Source organism: Candidatus Micrarchaeia archaeon (assembly GCA_041650355.1).
In the GTDB taxonomy this organism is placed as follows: Archaea; Micrarchaeota; Micrarchaeia; order Anstonellales; family Bilamarchaeaceae; genus JAHJBR01.
The window spans coordinates 1-22041 of sequence record JBAZLI010000001.1 but is presented as its reverse complement, the minus strand read 5'-3'; the positions used below and the strand labels follow the sequence as shown (position 1 = coordinate 22041).

Genomic DNA, 22041 nt, shown 5'->3' with positions numbered 1-22041 from the left:
TATCAGCATGAGCCTGCCATTCAAGGAAAAAACAGTTGAGCAGAAGGAGCCGGAGGCGATGCGCCTCAAGAAAATGGACCTGCTCAGCGACTTCGAGAGCGTGGAAATAAAGAAACTTGAAGGCGGGGACGCGAAAGACGTGCACAGGATAATGCTGAAAACCCTGTGGGAAGCGACCGAACAGCAGGCCGCGGAAGTGATAAAATCCGGATTCAGCTACGGGGCTTACGTGGAGCGGATGCTCGTAGGCGCAGGCCTGGCGTGGCCCACCAACTTCGACGGGGAAAAGGCCGCGATGAGCAATGCAGAGCCCAACGCGCTCTATTTCGAGGACGTGGCGCTCCTTCTCGCGTACGAGGGCAGGGGGATAAGGAGGATGCTCACGGCCGAGCGCGAGAAGGCCGCGCGGGCAGCGGGGTTCCAGTACGCGATAGCGCTCATAAGCCCGGACTGGAAAGGGAACATTTCGGAAATGATACGGGAGCGCGGGAACAAGACTGAGAAGGAGTACCTCGGACTGGGCTATTCGTTCGTGCAGGGAAAGGACGGGACGTTTGCAGTGAAAAGGCTGGTGTGATGCTGGTTGTGCTGAGACTTGGCCACAGGCTTCCGAGGGACGAGCGCATAACTACCCATGTGGCGCTCGTGGCAAGGGCGTTCGGAGCAGACAAGCTGGTGTACGCGGGCCAGCACGATTCAGGCTTCGAGGACAGCGTGAAGAAAATCGTTTCCAACTGGGGCGGGGATTTCACGGCCGAGTATTCTAAGAATCCGCTCAAGACCGCAAAGGAGTACAAGAAGTCCGGATACAGGATAGCGCATCTCACGATGTACGGCATCCCGCTCCAGGAGAAAGAGGATGAGCTCAGGAAAAGCCTCAACCTTTTGGTAATAGTAGGCGCAGAGCAGGTGCCTGCGGATTTCTACGGAATCGCGGATTACAATGTCGCGGTAACCTCGCAGCCGCACAGCGAAGTCGCTGCACTGGCAGTAGCGCTCGACAGGATTATGGCGGGAAGGGAGCTTTCCAGGGCATTTTCCTCGCGCTTTTCCGGGAAGCTGGAAATAATGCCAAGTGAAAAGAGTAAGAATCTGAGGAGGCTCTAGATTCCTATAAGGCTTTTTGCATTGGCGATGAACGCGCTCTTTTCAATCCACTTTCCTGTAGCGTAAGTGAATACCGGGATCAGGAGCGAGAGCGCGATGGTGAACGCCATCACAAGCTGAAGGTCGATGTTCGGCACGTACGGGTGCAGCCCAATCCCATAATCCATGTAGTCGTTCAGCAGGAACCATCCGGTTGCGAGCAGCAGTATTTTTTTGTCGAAATTCTTGGAAATCAGGAAGAATTGCAATATCATCCCAACGTGCTCCACTGCAAGGAGCATTCCGAATCCCTGGGAATCCATGTATTTCCCGTATCCAAGGAGCACGAACTCGGTCCATATCCCGTACTTCAGGAGCCCCATCGCGGTTATGCACCTGAGCAGGTCGTTTTTGAAAACCCCTATGTAGAACAGGCTTGCGAGGAGCACGTAGAGCGGGCAGTCAGGTATGAAAATCCACAGGAGCGGGCTGATTTTCACCATCTGGTCGTAGTAAGTCAGCATCCCGACCAGGAAGCCGAACATGTTCGCCCCTATGAGCAAGAGTAGGAGTATGCGAAAATTCATCCGATTACCTCATTCTTTTGGCAGGCACGCCTGCATAAAAGCCTTTCGCCGGCACGTCGGAGTTCACCAGGCTCATCGCCCCGACCACCGCCCCATCCCCTATTTCTACCCCAGGGAGGACCACCGACCGCGTCCCGAGCAGGGCGCTCGCGCCCACCCTCACGTTTCCAACCCTGAGCTTCCCTGGCAGCAGCTCGTGCGCGCTTATCACGCACCCGTACCCGACAATCGCGTTTTCCCCTATCTCAACCAGTTCCGGATAAAAAATATCAAGCGCGACACCCATCGCTATGAACGCGTTTTTCCCGACCTTCATGCCGGTGAGGCGCAACAGGGCATTCTTGATTCCTGGAAACGGAATCAGCATGGAAAGCGAGCACAGCGCGAAGTTGAACGCGACCCTGGGCACGCTCCTGTTCTTGAGCCAGAACCACCAGTCCCCGTTCCTGAAACTTGCCTCCTTGGTCCTTCTCATTTCCTGTGCCCCCTGTAAACCGGCTGGTTTATCGTCCTCATTTCGCCTATCATGTGCCTGTACGGCGGCTTGAAGCTGGCCCTTTTCATCTCGTAATGGTGCACGTACTGCCTGAACATTATCTTCTTCACTGTGACCGCGAGATTCCATATGAAGAGCAGCGAAAGCACGAGCGGAACCAGGAACACCAGCCCGAACACGCTGGGCAGGTTGAGGAAGGCCACCGCCAGCGGTATTATGAATGCCACGATGAACATGAAGAGCGCGACCGCGCTGTACAGCATCGCCATGTCGTCCAGGTCCAGTGCGTCGCCCATAGCATGGTGGAACGCGCCCGCAAGGCTGCTTACGACCTTCTTCGCCGAAAGGATTATTCCAGCCAGCGGGACCGCGAGCACGAGCGCTGCGAACCCTGCCACGTAAGCCGAGTACTCGGGCGCTACGTCCCTGGAGATGTTGTACCCGAGTATCGCGCACCCGGCTATTATCACCAGGAATACGAGTGCAAGCACGCTCCTGCTGGCCTCTCTTGCGAAAGTGCTGTAAACCGAGCCGTGGGGCGGCTCGAACTCCCCGAGCACCTTGTTCAGGTACAGCGAGATGCTCTTTCCCGAGTCGTATATCCTCCTCGGCGCGAACTTCCTCAAGAACACGTCTATAGCCTTGTCGTACTGCATCAGTATGCCTCCGCTCAGCGCGGTGAGGAACACGAGCGCGGAAGTCACGCTGACTATGTCGAAAGGCGCGACAAGGGTCTTGGTCTGCTTGGCTATCAGGAGCGAGAATTCCCCTATTGCGAGTATGAAAAGCCCGGCCCGCACCGCGGAGCTTCCCTTGTATCCGAGCAGGTAGGAAGAGGTAAAGGTCGACATGAATACGCCCCCTGTCACGAGCACGTACAGCACGCCGATGATTGCTATGTTTTGCACCATGGATTCCGGGTTCACCAGCATGCCTATGGAGATGAAGAAGAACGCCGAGAACAGCATGCTGAAGTTCGAGAGCGTTTCCTGGGTCTTTGCGTTGAACCCCTTCACCGAGGACAGGAGATTGCCAGCGAGGAAAGCGCCTATGCTGGGCGCGAGTCCTATATAAGACGCGAAGAGGCTGAGCAGTATCGCGAAGCTCATGGAGAAGAACAGCACCACCTCATCGGAATTCCACCGCACCAGCCTTTCGAAGAGCACCTTGGTGACTTTCTGGAGCACGAAGTAAGTGGTTACGGCGAGCACCAGAGTGGCCTTCAGGATGGATATCAGGACGGTCCCGCCGTCCTCGGTCTTGCCGGTAGTCATGCCCGAATAAACAGCGAGCAGGAATATCGCCAGCAGGTCCTCTATTATGAGCACCACGAACACCAGGTTCGCCTCAGGGCTTCCAGCCGCGTTTTTCTCGTCCACGAGCTTGATGAAGAAAGTTGTGCTCGAAATGGCCAGCGTGGATGCGAGTATTATCGAAGTCAGGCCGTTCAAGCCGAGGAGCAGCGAGGCCTCGTAGACCACTATGAAAACAAAGCCGTCCTTCACGAGCCATATTATGAATGAACGCAGGCCGACGTTAGCTATCTTGCCGACGCTGAACTTTATGCCGACGAAAAACAGGAGCAGTATGGCGCCTATGTCCGCGAATATGTTTATGTATTCGCTCTGGTCCACTATTCCGAGCATGTTCGGCCCGATTATGGCGCCGGCCAGCAGCAGCCCCACCACCGGCGGGAGCTTCAGCCTCAGCGCGAGCAGCATGAAAACGACCGAAGCGAGCAAAATCAGCCCGAGCTGGGTTATCATGTCGGCCATGCATCTCTCTATTTAATGGAATATTTAAATTCGTTCTGGCATTTTCCAGCCCTTTCGCCCTTTCCACGATTTTCCAGCGCGCTTTTCCCAAACCATCCGTTTTTGCTCATTCAGCGCCTGCAAACCATCATTTGGTCTATTTATACGATAAACCACCAAAAGACACTTAAATGCAAACCACTTTCTCCCCCTAAAACCCAATAGCTTTAAATATAAAGAACGCGCAGAAAATATGTGGTCTTTATGTCAGGTTCCAAATCTAAATCCAAATCCAGGGCTGTATCTGCAAAGGCCAGGAAAACCGGGAAAGCCAGGGTCACTCCCGGGAAGCTCAGCAAGGGCGGCAAAGCCAGAATAACCCGGAAAAAACCTGCTTCCAGGATTCGCACCGGGGCGCGGGCAAGGAGTTTCGCCCACTTCAAGCGCGACCCGAAAATGGCGAAGTCCCGAGCGCGCGTGCGTGCCCGCGCCGGCAAATCTTCAAAGTCCCAACTTTCAAGGCTTTCAATGAAGTCCAAGAGGAAGCTTTTCAAAAAACCCAAGCTCATGCCAAAATCCTCCAAAACCCTGAAGATGAAGCTTAAGACTAACGCGAAGCTGAAAATGAAGCTGAAGAAAAGCGCCGGTTCGAAAGCAAAACCACGCAAGGCGCCCGCAAAAACCAGCGTCATTGAGGCCAAGGCTGTGCAGCCCCAGAAAAAGGCGCTCTCCAGAGAGCTTCAGGACGTGCTCGCAAAGGCCGAAGCCAGGCACTGGATAATAGAGCTGGGCGGCGAGAACGCCATAGACGTGATACGCGGCCTCCCCTTGATTCCAAACGACGAGGAACTCGCGAAGAAGCTCAAGATAAAGGTTTCGGACGTGCGGGCCTCGCTCAACAAGATGCACAACGAGGGCCTCGTAACCTACGTGCGGGACAAGAACAGCGAAACCGGATGGTACTCGTACGCGTGGGTGATAAACGAGGACCGCATCAAGAACTGGGTGTGCGAGCACTACAGCATGCAGGACTCGTGCGCCCCGAAGGAAGGCACGGCATTCTATTTCTGCAAGAACTGCGGCCTCGAGAGCGTGCTGGCTTTCGCAGACGCCTCGGATTGCGCCTTCAGATGCCAGAGCTGCAACACTTCGCTGGATTTCCTTGACGACGACAAGTTCTCGCAGCTCAGGAAGCCGAAGATGCCCTGATTGGTTTTCATGTCTCTCAACGAATTCAAGCCTGAATTGAACGCCTATCTCGTGCCATTCCGGGGCGGGAAGGTGCTTGTGCTCAAGAGGAAGAACGGATTCTGGGAGTTTCCGGGCGGGGGCGTGGAATTCGGGGAGAACCCCGAACATGCGGCCGCGAGGGAAACCGAGGAGGAAACCGGCCTGAAGGCGGCCAATCTCTCGCTTCTCGGCGTTACTTCGGCGGTTTACAGGAAAGACGGCGCGGAAAAGCATTCGGTTTACGTGGTTTACAAGGGCGACGTTTCAGGGGAAGAGTTCAGGCTCGGGCCAGAGCACGAAACCGGCAAATGGGTGACGCCCGGGGAGCTGCAGTTCCTCAAGCTCGGGTACAACGCCCAGCCGGTGTGCGACTTAATCAAAATTTAATTCCCTGGTTCCTGCGCCCTGCGGTTCGCCCTTTGTTCAGCTGCTCGCGTTGGCACCTGTCATGCTTTGCATGCATGCCATGTAGTTCTCATTGTTTTTCCACTCGCACCTATTCTGCACGCATCCGCACGTGGTGAACTTGAGGCACTCGAACTCGGGCCGCATCTCGCAGGTTGTTATCGTGCCCTTGCCGCTTTCAGGTACGCACAATTGCGCCGAGCAGCCCGCAGTGAAGCACTGCGAATCCGCGGCACAAACGCTCGCATTTGCCGTGGAATTCGTGGAGTTCGCGAGCAAGGACGCGCAGTAGCTCCTTTTCTCCACGTCCAGGACGTTTTCGCAGAAGCTCGCATTCTTTTTCCTCGCGCCCATCTCTATCCAGCAGTCGTCCCTGAACGAAGCGTTGTCCACGCTCGGGCAGAGGTCGCTCCTGAGCGCCTGGGGCGCGAGAGTGAGTATGCACCTGTCCTTGGCCCCTCCTGCGAGCAGGCACAGGTCAGGCAAGTCGTTGGAGACAGCGTAATTCCTTACGCACGCATCCTTGGTGGTTGCGTTCCTGGCGCAGCTCAGCACGTTCTTCTCGACGTTTATCGCTTCAAGGAAGAGCGCTTCGGTTTCGTTCGTGTTCCCGAGCGCAGGATGCACGGCTTCAGCCGCGTCAGCCGAGCCCCATAAGGCCTCCTTTATCAGGGTGATCGTTTCCCTCGGCTCCCCGAGGTAGGTGTAATCAAGCTTCGCAGAGAGGGTGTTGCTCTCGTTGTCTATGCAGTACTCGAAAGTGTAATCCTTGGAGTAGAGGAGCACCGGGTCGTTCGGGCTCATTCCGAGGTCGCGCAGGTCCACCAGCGTGAGCTTGGAATAATCCAGCACGTATTTTATCAGCTGGCACTTCTTTCCGCCCACCTCGCTTTCACCCACCCCGCCTTCGAAGGCCATCGCGCCGCTCCTGTTGTATATGGCCAGGGCATTCACGTTCCTCTCGGTCCTTCCGCCCAGGAAGGAACTGTTCATGGAACTGAAGGACTGGGCTAGCGAAGAGTTCGCATCGACCTGGGAACAGCTGGTGTTCCCGTAAAAGCTTATGCAGAGCGCGTCCGCGCCGCCTGCGGAGTATATGGCCTTCTCGAACACCGGGCTTTGCACCTTTAGAGTGCTGAAAAGCCGGGACTTCACCATCCTCGTCTCTATGGGATAGCCGTCTATGTCGTCTACGTATGCGTACGTGTAAGTGTCGTATCCGGCCGGCTTTTCAGCAGCCCTGAGCAAAATTTCGTACGGGCTGCTCTCGTTTGCCCCTTCACCGTGCTCCTTCGGGAGCAGGGCCGTGCCGACCACGAATACCGCATAGCAGAAAATTGCCGCTGCAACAACGGCAGCGAACGTGAGCGCGTAGTTTTTGGCCTCCATAAAATCACCATTAGAATGTGCTGGTTCAGGGCACGGACTAACCCGAAATTATCCGCATTATATCTCCATCATTAATAATATAATCCTTGCCTATGCGCAGCTTCCTGCGCGCGTCCACCGCGGAGATGAAGTTCTTGGCGAGGTCGGTGTGCACCCTTTCCGCAACCTGGAGCGCCGTGGAGCCTTTCGGGAGCAGGAACACGTTCGGAAGCACATTCCCCTTCCTGTCGCTCCATTTGTGCTCGTCTTCAACCGGATACACTGCCACCAGCCCGAGAGTGCCGTTCACGACCTGCTCGAGCACCTGCTGCACGCCGGTGCTCCCATTCACCTTCATGTAAGCGTCTATGGTGGAGAGCGCCCGGCGCTGCTCCTCGGTCGCATTCGCGATTTTGAATTCCCCTGCGCCCGGCGTGTACTCTATCGCCCCTGCCTTAGCGGCTTTCCTGAGCGCAAGCTCGTAGGCTGACGCGCACTTCACCACCCTGCCTGCGTAGCGCTCCATGAGCCTCTTGGTCCCGCTCGCCGAATCCCACTTGTTCGCAGCCACGAGCACCGGCTTCACCTTCCTCATCTCATCCGCGAAAGCGAGCCGCTCCTCCTGCTTCCAGTTGAGCGTTTCGGCCAGCCCGAGCTTCCTTACTGCAGCTTCCACGTGCGCGTGGCCAATCTTCATCGAGCTGAACAAATCGTAAAGCGCGGACGCGGGCCTGCCGCTCACCTTGTTCCAGTTCCTTTCTAAAATGCCGGCAATCCAGTGGGTCATCTCCTTTTCCAGGAATTCAACTTCTAGCGAAGGGTCTGAGCCCTCGGATGGGTTGCCCTCCAAGTCTGTCCGTCCGCTCGCGTCAACCACCTGAATGAGGGCGTCCGCCTGCCTTATGTCATCGAGGAACTGGAGCCCCAGCCCTCTCCCCAGATGCGCGTCAGGCACGAGCCCCGCGACATCGGTTATCTGGATGGGTATGAACCTGGTGCCCTGCACGCAGCTCGAGTCGCGCGGCGTGCACTGTTTCCCTATTTCGGTGTGCGGGCACGGCTTCCTTATGTACGCCACGGCCCTGTTCGGCTCTATCGTGGTGAAGGGGAACGGCGCTATTTTCGCGTCCGCCATGGTGAGCGCTGAGAACAGCGTGCTCTTCCCTGCGTTCGGCTTGCCTACAACGCCAATCGAAATCGACATGCCAGTACCTGCGTTAGCTTCCGCGCGAAAAAAATCTTCGGAAGTGATGTAAGATTTATAAATTCTGTTAAGAAAATAGGAACGATGAATTTTTAATTGGGTGGCGATTGGATGGCTTCAGCTTTGGTACCTAAGGAAGTGTTTTTCACGAAGGGAGTAGGGCAGCACAGGGACTACCTGTCCTCGTTCGAGGCAGCGCTGCGGGACGCAGGAATAGCGCCCTACAACATCGTTTCGGTTTCCAGCATATTCCCTCCGGGGTGCAAGATGATCTCGCGTGAGAAAGGGCTGAAGAAGCTGAAGAAGGGGCAGATACTCTTCTGCGTGATGGCGCGCATAGCTTCCGACGAGCCCAACCGGCTCATCGCGTCAAGCATAGGCTGCGCGCTGCCGAAGGACAGGAAGAAGTACGGTTACCTGAGCGAGCACCACGCGTTCGGGCAGACGGACGAGAAGGCAGGGGAATACGCAGAGGACCTCGCGGCTTCCATGCTCGCGACCACGCTCGGGCTCCCGTTCAGCCCCGAGCAGGCGTGGAACGAGAAGGAAGAATATTTCAAGATGAGCAGGGAGATAGTAAAAACCACGAACATGACGCAGTCAGCGGTTTGCGACAAGGGCGGCAAATGGACCACTGTAATCGCGACAGCAGTGTTCTTATTCTGATTGGCAGAAGGTTCACAACTTTCCAGTGTTTCCGTTCGCAAATGCCAGTTCTGGAACTTTCGGAAGCTTTATCTCAAATTTCATGCTCTTTAATGCCTCCCACATCTCCTGCATCTTCCTGAACGCCACTTCGGGCTTCATGCAGAACTGGACTTTGTTCAGCACCTGGGCCTGAACCGCGGGCCCTATCTTTTCCTGGAGCCATTTCTTTCTCACCTTGTAAACGCGGTACCAGCGATTGAACGGGCTATATTTTACGTATGCGACAAGTTCCTTTATCCATGGCTGGACTTTTGCCGCAAGCCCTGAAAAACTGGATTTTTGTTCCTGAACTACGACGCAGGCAATTTTTTCCGCCTGCCTGGCCGCAGGAGTTTTGCGTGTGTTAACTTTAGGTTCAAACCACTTTCCAAATGCACGCCTGCCATTTTCGTTTTTCTGCGAAGCAGGGGCAGAACTGGCCCTAGCACTCGCATTGGAAATGTAGTTCAATCGCTGAGCCCCCATGCTTGTTCAATCAAAAATAGTGTTTAAATATATTTCTATCAGTCCTTCGCTTTTTGACGAATCGCTTCCTTTTCCATCTCGATGAAATCCCTGGCCTGAATTAGAAACTCATCCAGCCTTTCCTTCGGGATGCTTGCCCCTGCGGCCACGCTGTGCCCGCCCCCTATCCCGCCGACTTTTCCGGCAGCGCAGCTCATGACGTTTCCCAGGTTTATGCCGGTCTTCCTGCCGACCCTGGAAGAAACCTTTATGTCCCCTGCCTCTCCATCCGCGATTCCGATGAACGGCTTCTGGGCGCCCTGGAGCACCATCCCGCACACGACTCCTATTATGCCCTCATCTATTGTTCCCCGCGCGTCCAAAAAGAGAAAGGAGCCCAAGTCAGCCATGCTGGCCCTTGCGAACAAAACCCCCTCCCTTATCATCCTCTTGTGCAGGGCGAGGAACGAAGAAGCTTCCAGGTACGCGGCCTCGTCCCCAAGGCAGACAGCGATTCCCAATTCCGGCTTCCCGTGCCTTCCGCAAGCATTCAGAACGGTGGAGAATTCGTGCGCATCGTAAAGCGCGCTCTTTCTCGGACGTTTGGGCAGGTCGTAAACCTCGCCCACCAGATTCTCAGTCCTGCGCCTTGCGGAAAGAAGTTCCGCTATCGCCGATACGAGTTTTTTCTTTTCGTCCAGGTCCAAATCCGCGTAAACGCGCCATTCCTCCCCTTTCCTTATGGAAATTCCCAAATCCTCAAGCAATTTCTGGGCGCGCTCCTCGCTGTACGCTACCCCTGGGATAGAAGGCTCGTCGCTGTAAGCCAGGAATTGCACGAGCGGCCTGGAGAAGCGCCCGTAAAAGCGCAAATCAATCTCCTTTTTTATTTCCCCGCCCGCGATTCCGCGCTCGCACATGATTCTGTTCGCGCCTATGAGCGGATATTGCATGTCCCCGAGCGCGCCAACCAAGCCCAAATCCGCGTTCTTTCCGAACACGAAATACGCGGTTCCGCTCGAGCTGAGCTCGGAACCTCCGTCCACCCCATAGAGCATCGGGTTTATCTGCGGCTTCCCTGTTTCCTTGATTTGGTGGTGGTCTATTATGAGCACGTCTTTCAGTTCGCGCACCCTCTCGTTGTTGCCCAAGTCCACGAAAATTACCTCCTTTTCCCCCATCAATTTCTCTATCGCCGCATCGTCGAGCTTTTTTATGCCTCGCATCCTGTGCTCGCGCCCGAGGAAAGCGCTCTTCACTATCGCCCCTGAGGAAAGCCCGTCCGCGTCGTAATGGTGCACGATAAGAGGGTCAGAGAAGCTGAACGCTATCTTTTTCGCTTCACGCGCAGCCTCCTCGAATTCCGCGAAACCCATAAACAGATTTCCGCGGCCGGATTAAAATAACTGTTCATGGCCCCGTTTCAAGTAATCCGAATTATTTAATAATCTACAACATATAATATGATTATGAACTTCAAATTCAGCGATACGCCGGTGATGGACGAGGGGATAAACAATAGGATGATAATCCCAGCGCGCTTTGAGGTGGGTTCCGAGGAAACGCTGTGCGCAGTGCTTTCGCCGGATGAAATGCTCGTGCTCGCGCTCTGCACGATGACCAGATGGTGCGGGATTGCGCATCTGGACGTGCCCAAACCCGGCTACGGAAGCTTCAGTGTCCAGGAAGCGCTCGAACGGCTCTTCAGAGGGAGATCAGGATTGCTTAAGACTACTGAAGCCGGCATCCTGGTGTTCGGAAAAGAAGAAAATGCTGCTATGCAAGCCGGCGTTGAATGGCTGAGTGTCAGGAAAATACAGGTTGAGACCAGATTCGTTAAACCTGTCCCTGAGCGCTCAAAAGTGCAGGCAAAACTTGACCCTTCATGGAAAAAGGCGCGTGTTTTCGGGCAGGAAATTCAGAATCCGCAAAATGCGTCCTCAGGGCAAAATACTGACTTCAGGCGCCGAGTCCTGCCTTTATGAACGAGACCCCCATCGCGACCAGGAACAGCCCGAAAACTTTCGAGAATATGTCTATCGTCCTGCGGCCGAGGAGGTTCCTTATGGAAACCGCGCGGTCGAACACAATCCAGGAAGCCAAAAGCGCAAGCACCATTGCCACGAACGGCACAATCATCCCTTCCTCGGAGCTCATCACTATGAGCGCGGTTATCAGCCCAGGGCCGGTGAGCATCGGGGTCGCTATGAGGGTCACGACTGCGCTCTTGTCCCCGTTCTTCTCGTTCGAGCCGTGGAATCCGAGCACGGTTTCCAGCCCGAGCAGGCCGAGCACGATGCCCCCTGCAATCCTGAACGAGCTCATGTCTATCTTCATTAAATCGAGTATGAAGGTTCCGCCAATCAGGAAAACCGTGGCGACTATTCCGGCGATTATCACCGCATCCCGCGCGGATTTCCTTATCTCACGTTCCTTCATCTTCTCGGTGAGGGAAATAAACATGGGAAGGCTTGCAAGCGGATCGATTATCACAAATACGTATACAAAGGCCGATACTAGCGCAACCAACTGCTCCATCATCCAATCTCCTTTTTCCGGTCCTGCATCGCCTGCTTAACCTATATCGTCCACCTTTTTATTCCTATCCATGAGAAAATTCCCCCTGCCGCGCGGACAGCAGTGTCCTAGCGTGAGTTTCGGTCCGGCGCGGCAGCGTATCTATTTATAAATAGATACAAATATGTACCTATCTATATTTGTCTAGCACAAGTGTTGAACATGCTCAGGAAGCTCAAGATGGGGGATTTGGGAAAATTCATCGTGAAGAAGACAGTTGCGCTCATGACCCTCTGGATGATAAGCAAGAAGCCCCACACCGGCTACGAAGTGATAAAAGCGTTCTCGGCCGAAGGGATGCACGCGATGACTCCGTCAAGGGTTTACCCGCTTCTCGCAAAGCTCGAGAAGGAAGGGATGGTGTCCGGCCTCGCTGAGGCGCGCGGGAAGCGGAAGGTGAGGATATACAACATAACGCCTGCCGGCAGGAAAAACCTGTGCATAGCCTCGAAATTGCTGTGCTCGGGCATGAAGGGCAGGTTCTTCAGAGAAATGCTGCATCGGAAAATGACGGCGGTTGGATGAAACTCAAACAGAATCCCCAGGGCGAGATAATGCGCGCCGAAAACCTGACCAAGGTGTTCAGGCTCGGCGATGCCGAGATACGGGCAGTGGACGGGATAAGCATTTCGATAAAATCCGGGGAGTTTGTGAGCGTGCTGGGGCCGAGCGGATGCGGCAAGAGCACCCTGCTCCACATGCTCGGGCTCCTGGACCGGCCCACGAGCGGGGACATCTACATCGAAGGCGCCCACGTGTCGCAGATGAAGAACGGGGACGTGACTGCGTTCAGGAGGAAAAGGCTGGGCTTCGTCTTCCAGCAGTTCAACCTCATAAACAACCTCACGGTCTTCGAGAACGCGGCGCTGCCGCTCATGCTCGACGAAGTGGAAGAGCACAGGAGGATGGAGAAGGTGCTCCCGCTGCTGGAGCGCCTCGGCATCGCGCACAGGATGAACAACTACACGAACAACATAAGCGGGGGGGAAATGCAGCGCGTCGCCATAGCGCGCGCTCTCGCACTGGACCCGGACATAATATTCGCGGACGAGCCCACTGGCAACCTGGACAGCAGGAGCGGCGAGGAAGTGATGCGCATATTCAGGGAGCTGAACGCCGCAGGCAAAACGATACTGATGATAACCCATGACAGGAACATAGCCAAGAATGCGGACAGAATTATATACCTAAGGGACGGAAAGATAGATAAGATGGATGACAAAAAAGGATGAAAACAGAAAGTATAATCCGTGCCGGGAAACCGCGAAGGAAGCACGGATGATGTTCGTGGATGAGGTGTGATTTATGAAAAAACTGATGTGGATTTTCGCCCTGCTGGCAATGGCCGGCATGGGGTTCGCTGCATTCTCTGTCAGCGCTTCTGCGAGCAAGTCTGTTTTCAAGCCCGGCGAGAGCGGAGCAATAATTCTGGTGGTGGGCAATTCCGCAGGGTCCAGTTCCATAACCTCAGCGAAGGTCGAGGTAAACGGGAATCCGGGTTTCACGTACCAGGACAGCGTGCTCATAGGCGACATGGCCGCCGGCACGTCCACGACGCTCACGGTGCCGCTCACTGTCAAGCCCGGCACGCCGAGCGGAGTGTACGTCTTCAACTTCAGGGTTTACGGCTCTGAGCTCGCGGGGGACGGCTCCTCGGACTTCAACTACAAGGAGGCCAGCATACCGATTTACGTCTTGAATCCGCCAATCCTGCTCATAAGCGGATACAGCAAGGATTACAGCGAGGGCAGCGAGTTCTCGTTCAAAATTGACAACAAGGGCGGCATCGCAAAGAGCGTGCGGCTCATGGCGCTTTCCCCATTCTCCATAGCGGGCGCGAACGAGATTTACCTGGGAGACATAATCATGAGCAAAAACACATCTATAAACCTGGATGTAGGCGACGTGAACGAGGGTGCGAACACCCTCCAGTTCAGAATCACCTACGACGACGAACTGGGAAACAGCGTGAACGAGACCAAGGACATAGCGCTCACGGTCAGCAAGGAAACCCCTGACATCTCTTTCCTGCAGGTTTCCAAAATCACATCCAGCATGGACAATACCGTGACCCTGCGCGTCGTGAACGGCGCCAAGCAACTCAGCGGAGTGAAGCTTTCGTTCTCCAACCCGGACATAATACTCAAGGGAGGGGAAGAGGTCAGAATCGGGGACCTTGCGAGCGGCCAGACCAAGGAAGTTACGTTCATCATGCATCCGGGCGTATCCCCGGGCACGGTGAACGAGAACGCCACGATTACATACACTGATTCGGGCGAACAGAAGACCGAGACGATAAAGGTGGCACTCACCTTCGACTCGGACAGCGACGTGCAGGTTTACATAGAATCCAAGCCCCTGCCGGTCGCAGCCGGGCAGGAGGAAACGCTTTCTGTCACGGTCGCCAACACCTGGGATTATCCAATTGAGTCGAGCTCGGTCAAAATTTCAGGGGATTTCTTTGAACTCCTGAGCGTGCAGGATGAACAATACATAGGCCTGCTGAACAAGGATGATTTCAGCAGCGTGCAGTTCAAGATACGGATAAATGACGACGCGAAGCCCGTGAACAACCTCACCGTGCGGGTGAAGTACAAGGACACTTTCGGCAACTTCATAGAGCGGCAGAAGGTGCTCCAGGTCAGGGTGGGCGAAAAGGCCGCGGACCAGAGCAGCCCGCTCCCGCTTCTGCTCGGCGCAGGGGTGGTGGTCGTTGCGGCGTACCTGCTGTTCTTCCGCAAGAAGAAGCCCAGCCAGGCGTGAATATTCTCCGGTCGTCGGCAAGAAGGGAGAAACGGGCGGAGAGCGCCGTTTTCCCGCAGGAGGTAAATGCAGACCCGGACAACGGTTGATTGATGAGAGGTATGTGCGATGAAGCTAAATGACATGCTGACATATGCGTTCAAGAGCCTCACCCACAGCAGTTTGCGCACGTGGCTCACCATACTTGGAATAATAATCGGCATCTCATCGGTCATAATACTGGTGTCCATTGGCCAAGGGCTCAACGTGTCCATAAACGAGCAGCTCGCGCAGTTCGGGACAAAGACCATAGTGGTGATACCGGTGAACCTGGATGGGGCCCAGGGCGTGAGCTTCGGTCCGAGCACAATGGCCACCAGCGGCAAGCTCTACATGAAAGACGTAGGGGAAATAAAGAAGCTCGCGAGCGTGGATTTGATATCCCCGATAATAACTCAGCGCGCATCGCTCGGATTCAAGGGCAAGGATATAACCTCTTCGATAACCGGTGTGGAGCCGGACATAGCCGGGCAGATAAGCAAGGAAGTGGCGGACGTTGAAGCAGGCAGGTGGCTCACATCCAGCGACCGCAACGTCGTGGTTCTTGGGAACGACATAGCGCAGAAGAGCTTCGGAAAGGACGTAGTGAGCGTCAACAGCTACGTTTACATAGATAATCACCAGTATCGCGTGATAGGCGTTTTGAAGAAAAGCGGGAGCTCTTTCGCCAGCACCGACAGCTCGGTTTTCGTAAACTTCCAGGATGCCCAGGACCTCTTCGCGTCCACGCTCGCGAAAGACGAGGTGAGCGCAATCCGGCTCACAGTCAAGGATGATGCTGACGTGGAACTTGTGGCTGGCGAGATAGAGGACAAATTGAGGAACCTGCACCGCGTGCGCGAGGGAGAGGAGGATTTCGGGCTCATAACCCCGGATTTCATAAACAGCACCGTGGGCACCATAACATCCCTGCTCACTGTGTTCCTGGGCGCGATAGCCGCCATTTCGCTGGTTGTGGGGGGAGTGGGGATAATGAACACCATGTTCATGGCCGTGGTTGAGAGGACCAAGGAGATAGGGACGCTCAAGGCGATAGGCGCGAGCTCGAAGGAAATACTTTCAATCTTCTTAATCGAGAGCGGGGCCATAGGGATGGTCGGAGGAGTGCTCGGCGCGCTGTTCGCAATCGCACTGCTCCTGGTGGTTAAAAACTTCAGCGTGCCTGTTTACATAGACCCGTTCGTTGTTTCTGGTGCATTCGCATTCTCTTTCCTCATAGGGCTCGCGAGCGGCTTCATACCTTCCTGGAACGCGTCCAAGGTCTCGCCTCTGGAGGCGCTCAGGTACGAATAGCGCCTGATTGGGATTTGCATCGCCCATTTGCAGAATGGGCGCAAAAAGCTGATGCGAAACCATTTAATATTGAACGCGGCACTTAGCTTACGATATACATGGACATGATCTCGATGCGGGATTTGGACAAGAAGACCGCGACGGCTATTTTTGGGCGCGCAGCGAAGATAGAGAAGGGCGTTTTCAAGGAAAGGAAAGGGATACTCGCGACCACCTTCTTCGAGCCCAGCACAAGGACCAAAACCTCCTTCCTGAGCGCCGCCTCGCGCCTGGGGCTGAAAATCATAGATTTCAACCCTGAGAACAGCTCCCTGATAAAAGGGGAAAGCTTCTCCGACACGATACGCATGTTCGATAATTACGCCGACGTGCTCGCAGTGAGGCATCCCAAGGAAGGAAGCGCGAGGCTCGCAGCGAGGCTCGCGAGGCATCCGGTTATAAACGGCGGAGACGGGGCGAACGAGCATCCTACTCAGGCGCTCATAGACCTTTACACCATCCAGAAAGAGAAGGGGAAGCTCGAGGGGCTGAACGTGGTGCTCTTTGGGGACCTGAAGCATGCGCGGTCGATGCATTCGCTCATATACGGGCTCGCGATGTTCGGCGCGAAGATGAGGATGGTTGCGCCCCAGGGCCTGGAAGTGAGCCAGGACATATTGGAGGAAATAAAGGGGAAGTTCGGGGCGAAAGTGCAGCTCGGCAACGAACCTGACTTTTCGGGCGCGGACGTGGTTTACGTCGTGAGGGTTCAGGAGGAGCGCTTCGTGGACAAGTACGAGGCCAAGAAGATAAAGGAGAAGTTCAGGCTCAGGCTCGCGGATTTGGAGAAGGCGAAGAAGGACGCCATAGTGCTCCACCCGCTTCCCAAGATAGACGAGATAAGCAGCGACGTGGACGGAAGCAGGTACGCAAGGTACTTCGAGCAGGCCGCGAACGCGGTGCCTGTGCGCATGGCTGTAATAGAGTACTGCCTGGACAGGAAATAGGTCGATTGCATGATTGTTGAGAAAATCTCCAACGGGACGGTGATAGACCACATAACTGCAGGGATGGGGAGGCGGGTGCTCAGCCTTCTCGGAATAGATGAGACATATCCGCATCGCGTAGCGCTCATGATAAACGTGCCGAGCAAGAAGACCGGCAGGAAGGACATAGTGAAGATAGAGGGAATATGCGTGGACTCTGCAAAAGCCAACATAATAGCGCTCGCGGCTCCTAACGCGACCATAAACATAATAAAGAACGAGAATGTGGAGAGGAAATTCAACGCCGAGCTTCCGCGGAAGCTTTCTGTGGGAAAATGCCCCAATCCTAATTGCATAACCAATTCGGAAAAGGGGTATGAGGATTTTTCCCTGGAGGGCAGCCATTACAGGTGCAATTACTGCGAGCGGCTGTTCAGGAGCACCGAACTGGTCTGATTTTCGGGATTTGGATGGGAAAAAAGCTGGCTGCGCTGGAGAACGAGTATAACGAAGCGCTCAGGCGTGGGCTGGAAACGCTGCGCTCCGGGAAGTTGCTGGTTTTCCCTACGGATACGGTTTACGGATTGGGCGGGGACGCGACAAATCCGGAAGTGCTCGAAAAAATATATTCTGTGAAGGAGCGCGACCGCGGGAAACCTTTTGCAGTGGTGATGAGCGGATTGGAAATGCTGAGGGAATGGTGCGAAATACCCTCAGATGCGGCTTTCGCGCTTCCCGAACTGCTTCCAGGCCCGTACACGCTCATATTCAAATTGAAGCAAGGGAAAAAGCTCGCAGGGCGGATTGAGAAAATAGGCATCCGCGTTCCGAACCATTTCTTCCTGCGCAAGCTCGTGCTGGATTTCGGAAATCCTATAATAGCAACCAGCGCCAATCTGAGCGGAGGGAAGGACCCGGTCAGCGTGAAGGAAATAGACGCGAAGATACTGCGTTCCTCTGGCCTGTGCATAGACGGAGGGGAAACCGCTGAGAAGAAGCCCTCCACTGTAATAGACTGGGCGGAGAGAAAGGTGCTGAGAAGAGGCGCAGGGAAGTTCGAATTCAAATGATTCTGAATTGAACGAACTGCAAAAACGCGCAGGGCGAGCAAAAGGTTTATAAAACTGTTATGCCCCAATAGCATTGTCCCCTGAATACTTATTCGTGCTTTTGTTTTTTGTAAAAACTATAAAAGCTGAGAACCCCAAGCGCCGTCAAGGCAGGGTGAAAAAGAGAAACATTCACAATAAACGGTGATACTCATGGAAGAAGAAAACACAAAGACTCTCAAGACCGGGACCACTACGGTGGGCCTCGTATGCAGGAACGGAGTGGTGCTCGCGAGCGACAGGCGCGCCACAATGGGCTTCCTCATAGCGAGCAAGGACATAGATAAGATTTACCCTCTTTCAGAGAGCATAGCGATGACCATAGCAGGCGGCGTGGGGGACGCGCAGACGCTCGTGCGCTGGATGCAGGCCGAGATTAAGCTCTATTCCCTGAGGCAGGGCAAGAAGATGTCCGTTTCCGCCGCCTCTTCGCTCCTGGCGAACATACTCGTGCAGTACAAGTATTACCCGTTCTTCGTCCAGCTCCTTGTCGGGGGCTACGACAACGGGAAGCCGAGACTGTACAGCGTGGACATGCTCGGCGGAGTTACCGAGGAGAAGCTCGCAAGCACAGGGAGCGGCTCCCCGGTGGCTTACGGGGTGCTCGAGGAGCTCTACAAGGAGGAATCGCTCGCCGTGGATAATCTCAGGATTGCGGCAAAGGCGGTTTCCGCGGCCATGAAAAGGGACGCTGCGAGCGGCGAGCGCGTCGACCTGGTGCTCGTTGACGAGAACGGCTTCAGGAGATACTCCAAGGAGGAAGTCAGGCAGTTTCTAGCATGATTGGAGCACGTATGCGCATGTTTCCCCGGCGCTTCCAGACGCGGTTTTGGCCGTCAGCGCGCCACTTACAGAAAAAATTACGGTGATTGAATTGTATTACAAAGAGATAGAAAAGGTAGTGGGGGAGATAATGCCCCCGGAGTGCGAAGTCACGAAAGTGGAGCCAGAGGGGCTCAACGTCGTGATTTATCTGAGGAACATCAGGGCGTTTTACGGGAGCGACCAGCTGATAAAGCACGTTGCAGGCGCAATCAAGAAGAAAGTCCTCATAAGGGCCGACCCAAGCGTGCTCATGGACATGGAGCAGGCCATACAGAAGATAAAGGCGCTGCTTCCGGCCGAGGCAGAGGTCACGAGCATCCGCTTCGTCCCTGAGTTCAGCGAGGTGCACATAGAGGCGGTGAAGCCCGGACTCGTCATAGGGAAGAGCGGCGTGGTGCTCAAGGAAGTGATACTGCAGACCAACTGGGCGCCGGTGGTGCTCAGGACTCCGACGATGGCTTCGGCCACCATAGAAGGGATAAGGAAGAGCTTCGTGCTCGAGGCCGCAGAGAGGAAGAAATTCCTCTCGCAGATAGGCAGGCGCATATGCCAGGAGCTCCCGAAGAGCGACTGGCTCCGCATCTCGTTCCTGGGCGGGTTCAGGGAAGTGGGCAGGAGCTGCATGCTCGTGCAGACACAGCACAGCAAGGTGCTCGTGGACTGCGGCGTGAACCCTGTAATAGGGGAGCCTACGAAGGCGTACCCGTACCTGAACATGCTCGGGTTTTCGCTGGACCAGCTTGATGCTGTTGTAATTTCGCACGGCCACATGGACCACATGGGCTTCGTGCCTTATCTTTACGAGTACGGCTACGAGGGCCCGGTCTACGCCACGCCCCCGACGCGGGATTTCATGGCCCTGCTCCAGCAGGACTACATAAACGTGATGAAGAAGAGCTTCAACGTGGACCCGCCGTACACACGGAAGGGAATCCAGAAGGAACTCAAGCACATCATACCCGTGGATTACGGGGAAGTGGTGGACATAGCCCCTGAGATAAAGATGACGCTCTACAACGCGGGCCACATACTCGGAAGCGCGATGGTGCACCTGCACATAGGGGAGGGACTGCACAACCTCGTTTACACCGGGGACATAAAATTCGGGTTCACCAGGCTTTTCGACCCTGCGAACATAAGCTTCCCGAGGCTGGAGAGCCTGTTCGTGGAAAGCACCTACGGAGGCTGGGAAGACATGATGCCCGCGCGGGCAGAGAGCGAGAACGCGCTACTGCGCGTGATAAAGGAAACCACGGACAACAAGGGCAACGTGCTCATACCTGTATTCGCCGTGGGGAGGAGCCAGGAGATTCTCCTGGTGCTCGAAGATTTCTACAAGCGGAACCCTGATTTCAACGTGCCGCTGTACATAGACGGCATGGTGCTCGAGGCGAGCGCGATACACACCGCCTATCCGGAATACCTGCGGGAGAGCCTGCAGAAGCGCATACTCTCAAACCAGAGCCCCTTCGAGTCGCCGATGATAAAGGTCGCGAAAGGGGAGGACAAGAAGGCGATAGTGGAAAGCGGCGAGCCGTGCATAATACTCGCCCCCTCGGGAATGCTCAACGGCGGCCCGAGCTACGAGTATTTCAGGCTGATGGCCGGCGAGCCGAAGAACAGCATGGTTTTCGTAGGATACCAGAGCGCCCTCTCCCTTGGTTCTAAGGTGCAGAAGGGGATGAAGGAAATCCCGGTGATAGGCGAGGACGGGAGGACCGAGATAATGAAGATAAACATGCGCATCGAGACCGTGGAGGGGTTCTCAGGCCACAGCGACAGGCGGCAGCTCCTCGCGTTCCTGAAGAACACCATGCCCACGCCGGAGCGCATATTCACCATGCACGGCGACTGGAACAAGACCGACGACCTCGCGAAAAGCGCGGCCATGATGCTCAAGCGCAATGTGAGCGCGCCTCTGGACATGGAATCAGTGCGACTTAGATAGATTTTCATTGTATTTGTAAATCGTATCGTGTTCGTATCTCGCAATTTACAAATGCCGAAAAAATTGCTCTAGCTGTTTAAACCTCGAATGCCTTCATTTATCGCAATTTTCTCGTTTCGCTTTTTCAGTTTTCTTACCTTATTTGCGAATCCTGACTTCGATTTACGCGCGTTTCCCTGCCCGGCCCTAGCACGAACGTGTTTATCATCGGTATCATGTAGAAAGGGACAGCGAAACCAGCTATGAACCCGGTTATCATCCTGAGCAGGTTGGTGCTTTCCCTGAGCCCTATGAGCTGCGTTCCGCCGTCCAGGGCGATGGGCACGAGCGCAACCGCGAAATAGATGAGCGGAGGCACGATTCTGTCGTCAATCCTTTTCGCGAACGGAAAGAGCAGGCCTCCGAGGAGCATCGCTCCGTATATCGCGACATCCCTCGAGCATACCGGGAACTTGTACCCATATATGGAGTCGAAATGCATCTCGCTCTGCCTTCCTGAAACCGCAGTGCCGTTTCTCGCGCAATCGTCAATGGTTCCGTCGCTGAAATAGCAGATTGAGCGCGAAGCGAGCTGGTGGCAGGTCGGGGCGTACAGGTTCTGCATAATCGTGAACAGCCCGGGCGCCCCGAGCGCAGGCAGGAACGGGGTTATGAATATGGGCAGTATGAAAAGGGCGCACAAGCCCATGTAGAGCGCGTATCCAAGGTATTTCCTCACGGGCACCACCTACTTTCCGGTTTTTTTCCTCTCCCGCTCGGTCTCGCGAACCTCCCAGGGGTAGATTATCCAAGCTGTGGTTTGCCCTATGCAGTAATCAGGAACCACTATGCTGCCTGGCTTGCAGTGGAGCGCGGCTATCTTCACCTCCGAGGCTCCTGCCCTTTTCACGTGCTCCTTAGCTACCGCAAGGCTCCTTCCAGTATCCGCGACATCGTCCACGAGCAGCACCTTTTTCCCCTTCACGTCGACCTGGAGCGGCTGGGTGATGTTAGGGAACCCGCTGGTTTCGCCTATCGTCTTGTAGAACTCTATCCGTATGGTGGTGACGTTGTGGTTCGCCAGCACGTCCGAGAGAAGCCGTGCAGGAACCAGGCCGCCTCTAGAGATGCCGACAATCCAGTCAGGCCTGAACTCGCGGACCATGGACGCAAGCTCGGCGCACATCGCGTCCACCTCCTGCCACGTGGGCTGCATGAACTCCATGAATCGGTTTGGGCGGTTGTTTTTTAAAAGCGCTTT

Annotated in this window: 25 protein-coding genes; 15 read left to right on the top strand and 10 right to left on the bottom strand. The window is 55.1% G+C overall.

All coding sequences use genetic code 11. The features are described 5' to 3' along the window. The first annotated feature begins 7 nt into the window (after window positions 1-7). Window positions 8-577 carry a hypothetical protein gene (locus tag WC488_00125; protein ID MFA5076823.1) on the top strand — a complete coding sequence of 190 codons (570 nt, stop codon included), beginning with the start codon at window positions 8-10 and terminating at the stop codon, window positions 575-577. Further along, a complete protein-coding gene (locus WC488_00120) occupies window positions 577-1107 on the top strand; it encodes a tRNA (cytidine(56)-2'-O)-methyltransferase (GenBank protein ID MFA5076822.1) in 531 nt (176 codons plus the stop codon). Before WC488_00125 ends, WC488_00120 begins: the two co-directional genes overlap by 1 nt. On the opposite strand, the gene WC488_00115 is transcribed toward WC488_00120, so the two are convergent. From WC488_00115 to WC488_00105, 3 genes are read right to left on the bottom strand one after another with little or no spacing between them, the layout of a single operon-like run. Beyond that, window positions 1104-1673, bottom strand: a complete 570-nt coding sequence (locus tag WC488_00115; protein ID MFA5076821.1) for a DUF1405 domain-containing protein — start codon at window positions 1671-1673, stop codon at window positions 1104-1106. The two genes, WC488_00120 and WC488_00115, sit on opposite strands and share 4 nt — an antisense overlap. A gap of 4 nt (window positions 1674-1677) precedes the next feature. Continuing rightward, a complete protein-coding gene (locus WC488_00110) occupies window positions 1678-2148 on the bottom strand; it encodes an acyltransferase (GenBank protein ID MFA5076820.1) in 471 nt (156 codons plus the stop codon). Beyond that, complete coding sequence (locus WC488_00105) at window positions 2145-3944, bottom strand: cation:proton antiporter (protein MFA5076819.1); 1800 nt, start codon at window positions 3942-3944, stop codon at window positions 2145-2147. The genes WC488_00110 and WC488_00105 overlap by 4 nt, the downstream gene beginning before the upstream one ends. A gap of 243 nt (window positions 3945-4187) precedes the next feature. Here WC488_00105 and WC488_00100 point away from each other — a divergent pair, with 243 nt between their 5' ends. Together WC488_00100 and WC488_00095 are read left to right on the top strand one after the other, a co-directional pair. Further along, window positions 4188-5132 carry a hypothetical protein gene (locus WC488_00100; GenBank protein ID MFA5076818.1) on the top strand — a complete coding sequence of 315 codons (945 nt, stop codon included), beginning with the start codon at window positions 4188-4190 and terminating at the stop codon, window positions 5130-5132. Between the two features lie 9 nt (window positions 5133-5141). Then, on the top strand, window positions 5142-5540 hold the full coding sequence (locus tag WC488_00095; protein ID MFA5076817.1) for an NUDIX hydrolase: 399 nt from the start codon (window positions 5142-5144) through the stop codon (window positions 5538-5540). A 36-nt stretch (window positions 5541-5576) separates the two neighbouring features. On the opposite strand, the gene WC488_00090 is transcribed toward WC488_00095, so the two are convergent. Beyond that, complete coding sequence (locus tag WC488_00090) at window positions 5577-6947, bottom strand: eight-cysteine-cluster domain-containing protein (GenBank protein ID MFA5076816.1); 1371 nt, start codon at window positions 6945-6947, stop codon at window positions 5577-5579. A gap of 37 nt (window positions 6948-6984) precedes the next feature. Continuing rightward, the gene (locus WC488_00085; GenBank protein MFA5076815.1) at window positions 6985-8130 is read right to left on the bottom strand and encodes a redox-regulated ATPase YchF; all 1146 of its coding nucleotides are present in this window, start codon (window positions 8128-8130) and stop codon (window positions 6985-6987) included. Window positions 8131-8241: 111 nt separating this feature from the next. On the opposite strand from WC488_00085, the gene WC488_00080 reads away from it, so the two are divergent. Beyond that, window positions 8242-8796 carry an arginine decarboxylase, pyruvoyl-dependent gene (locus tag WC488_00080; protein MFA5076814.1) on the top strand — a complete coding sequence of 185 codons (555 nt, stop codon included), beginning with the start codon at window positions 8242-8244 and terminating at the stop codon, window positions 8794-8796. Between the two features lie 12 nt (window positions 8797-8808). Here the strand turns inward: WC488_00080 and WC488_00075 are convergent, their stop codons facing one another. Together WC488_00075 and WC488_00070 are read right to left on the bottom strand one after the other, a co-directional pair. Further along, window positions 8809-9303 (bottom strand): hypothetical protein, encoded by a 495-nt coding sequence (locus WC488_00075; GenBank protein ID MFA5076813.1) that lies wholly within the window; start codon window positions 9301-9303, stop codon window positions 8809-8811. A gap of 38 nt (window positions 9304-9341) precedes the next feature. Continuing rightward, on the bottom strand, window positions 9342-10658 hold the full coding sequence (locus WC488_00070; GenBank protein MFA5076812.1) for a DHH family phosphoesterase: 1317 nt from the start codon (window positions 10656-10658) through the stop codon (window positions 9342-9344). A gap of 93 nt (window positions 10659-10751) precedes the next feature. Here WC488_00070 and WC488_00065 point away from each other — a divergent pair, with 93 nt between their 5' ends. Next, complete coding sequence (locus tag WC488_00065) at window positions 10752-11267, top strand: hypothetical protein (protein ID MFA5076811.1); 516 nt, start codon at window positions 10752-10754, stop codon at window positions 11265-11267. On the opposite strand, the gene WC488_00060 is transcribed toward WC488_00065, so the two are convergent. Then, complete coding sequence (locus WC488_00060) at window positions 11242-11823, bottom strand: MarC family protein (protein ID MFA5076810.1); 582 nt, start codon at window positions 11821-11823, stop codon at window positions 11242-11244. The genes WC488_00065 and WC488_00060 overlap by 26 nt on opposite strands. A gap of 198 nt (window positions 11824-12021) precedes the next feature. Here WC488_00060 and WC488_00055 point away from each other — a divergent pair, with 198 nt between their 5' ends. The 9 genes from WC488_00055 (at window position 12022) to WC488_00015 (ending at window position 20801) form a co-directional block, all read left to right on the top strand. After that, window positions 12022-12384, top strand: coding sequence for a PadR family transcriptional regulator (locus WC488_00055; protein ID MFA5076809.1), 363 nt, complete (start codon window positions 12022-12024; stop codon window positions 12382-12384). Beyond that, window positions 12381-13091: an ABC transporter ATP-binding protein gene (locus WC488_00050; protein MFA5076808.1), complete on the top strand. Its 711-nt coding sequence runs from the start codon at window positions 12381-12383 to the stop codon at window positions 13089-13091. Before WC488_00055 ends, WC488_00050 begins: the two co-directional genes overlap by 4 nt. 73 nt (window positions 13092-13164) lie before the next feature. Beyond that, a complete protein-coding gene (locus WC488_00045; protein ID MFA5076807.1) occupies window positions 13165-14622 on the top strand; it encodes a hypothetical protein in 1458 nt (485 codons plus the stop codon). A 108-nt stretch (window positions 14623-14730) separates the two neighbouring features. After that, window positions 14731-15954, top strand: a complete 1224-nt coding sequence (locus WC488_00040; protein ID MFA5076806.1) for an ABC transporter permease — start codon at window positions 14731-14733, stop codon at window positions 15952-15954. A 98-nt stretch (window positions 15955-16052) separates the two neighbouring features. Then, complete coding sequence (gene pyrB / locus WC488_00035) at window positions 16053-16940, top strand: aspartate carbamoyltransferase (GenBank protein MFA5076805.1); 888 nt, start codon at window positions 16053-16055, stop codon at window positions 16938-16940. 9 nt (window positions 16941-16949) lie between these two features. Continuing rightward, on the top strand, window positions 16950-17375 hold the full coding sequence (locus tag WC488_00030) for an aspartate carbamoyltransferase regulatory subunit (GenBank protein MFA5076804.1): 426 nt from the start codon (window positions 16950-16952) through the stop codon (window positions 17373-17375). Window positions 17376-17389: 14 nt separating this feature from the next. Further along, window positions 17390-17989: an L-threonylcarbamoyladenylate synthase gene (locus WC488_00025; protein MFA5076803.1), complete on the top strand. Its 600-nt coding sequence runs from the start codon at window positions 17390-17392 to the stop codon at window positions 17987-17989. A gap of 192 nt (window positions 17990-18181) precedes the next feature. Continuing rightward, window positions 18182-18811: an archaeal proteasome endopeptidase complex subunit beta gene (gene psmB / locus WC488_00020; GenBank protein ID MFA5076802.1), complete on the top strand. Its 630-nt coding sequence runs from the start codon at window positions 18182-18184 to the stop codon at window positions 18809-18811. 91 nt (window positions 18812-18902) lie between these two features. Beyond that, a complete protein-coding gene (locus WC488_00015; protein MFA5076801.1) occupies window positions 18903-20801 on the top strand; it encodes a beta-CASP ribonuclease aCPSF1 in 1899 nt (632 codons plus the stop codon). A 133-nt stretch (window positions 20802-20934) separates the two neighbouring features. Here WC488_00015 and WC488_00010 read toward each other — a convergent pair whose 3' ends face one another. Both WC488_00010 and WC488_00005 read right to left on the bottom strand, forming a co-directional pair. After that, window positions 20935-21519, bottom strand: coding sequence for a DUF2085 domain-containing protein (locus WC488_00010; GenBank protein ID MFA5076800.1), 585 nt, complete (start codon window positions 21517-21519; stop codon window positions 20935-20937). Window positions 21520-21528: 9 nt separating this feature from the next. Further along, complete coding sequence (locus WC488_00005; GenBank protein ID MFA5076799.1) at window positions 21529-22005, bottom strand: phosphoribosyltransferase; 477 nt, start codon at window positions 22003-22005, stop codon at window positions 21529-21531. Window positions 22006-22041: the final 36 nt, after the last annotated feature.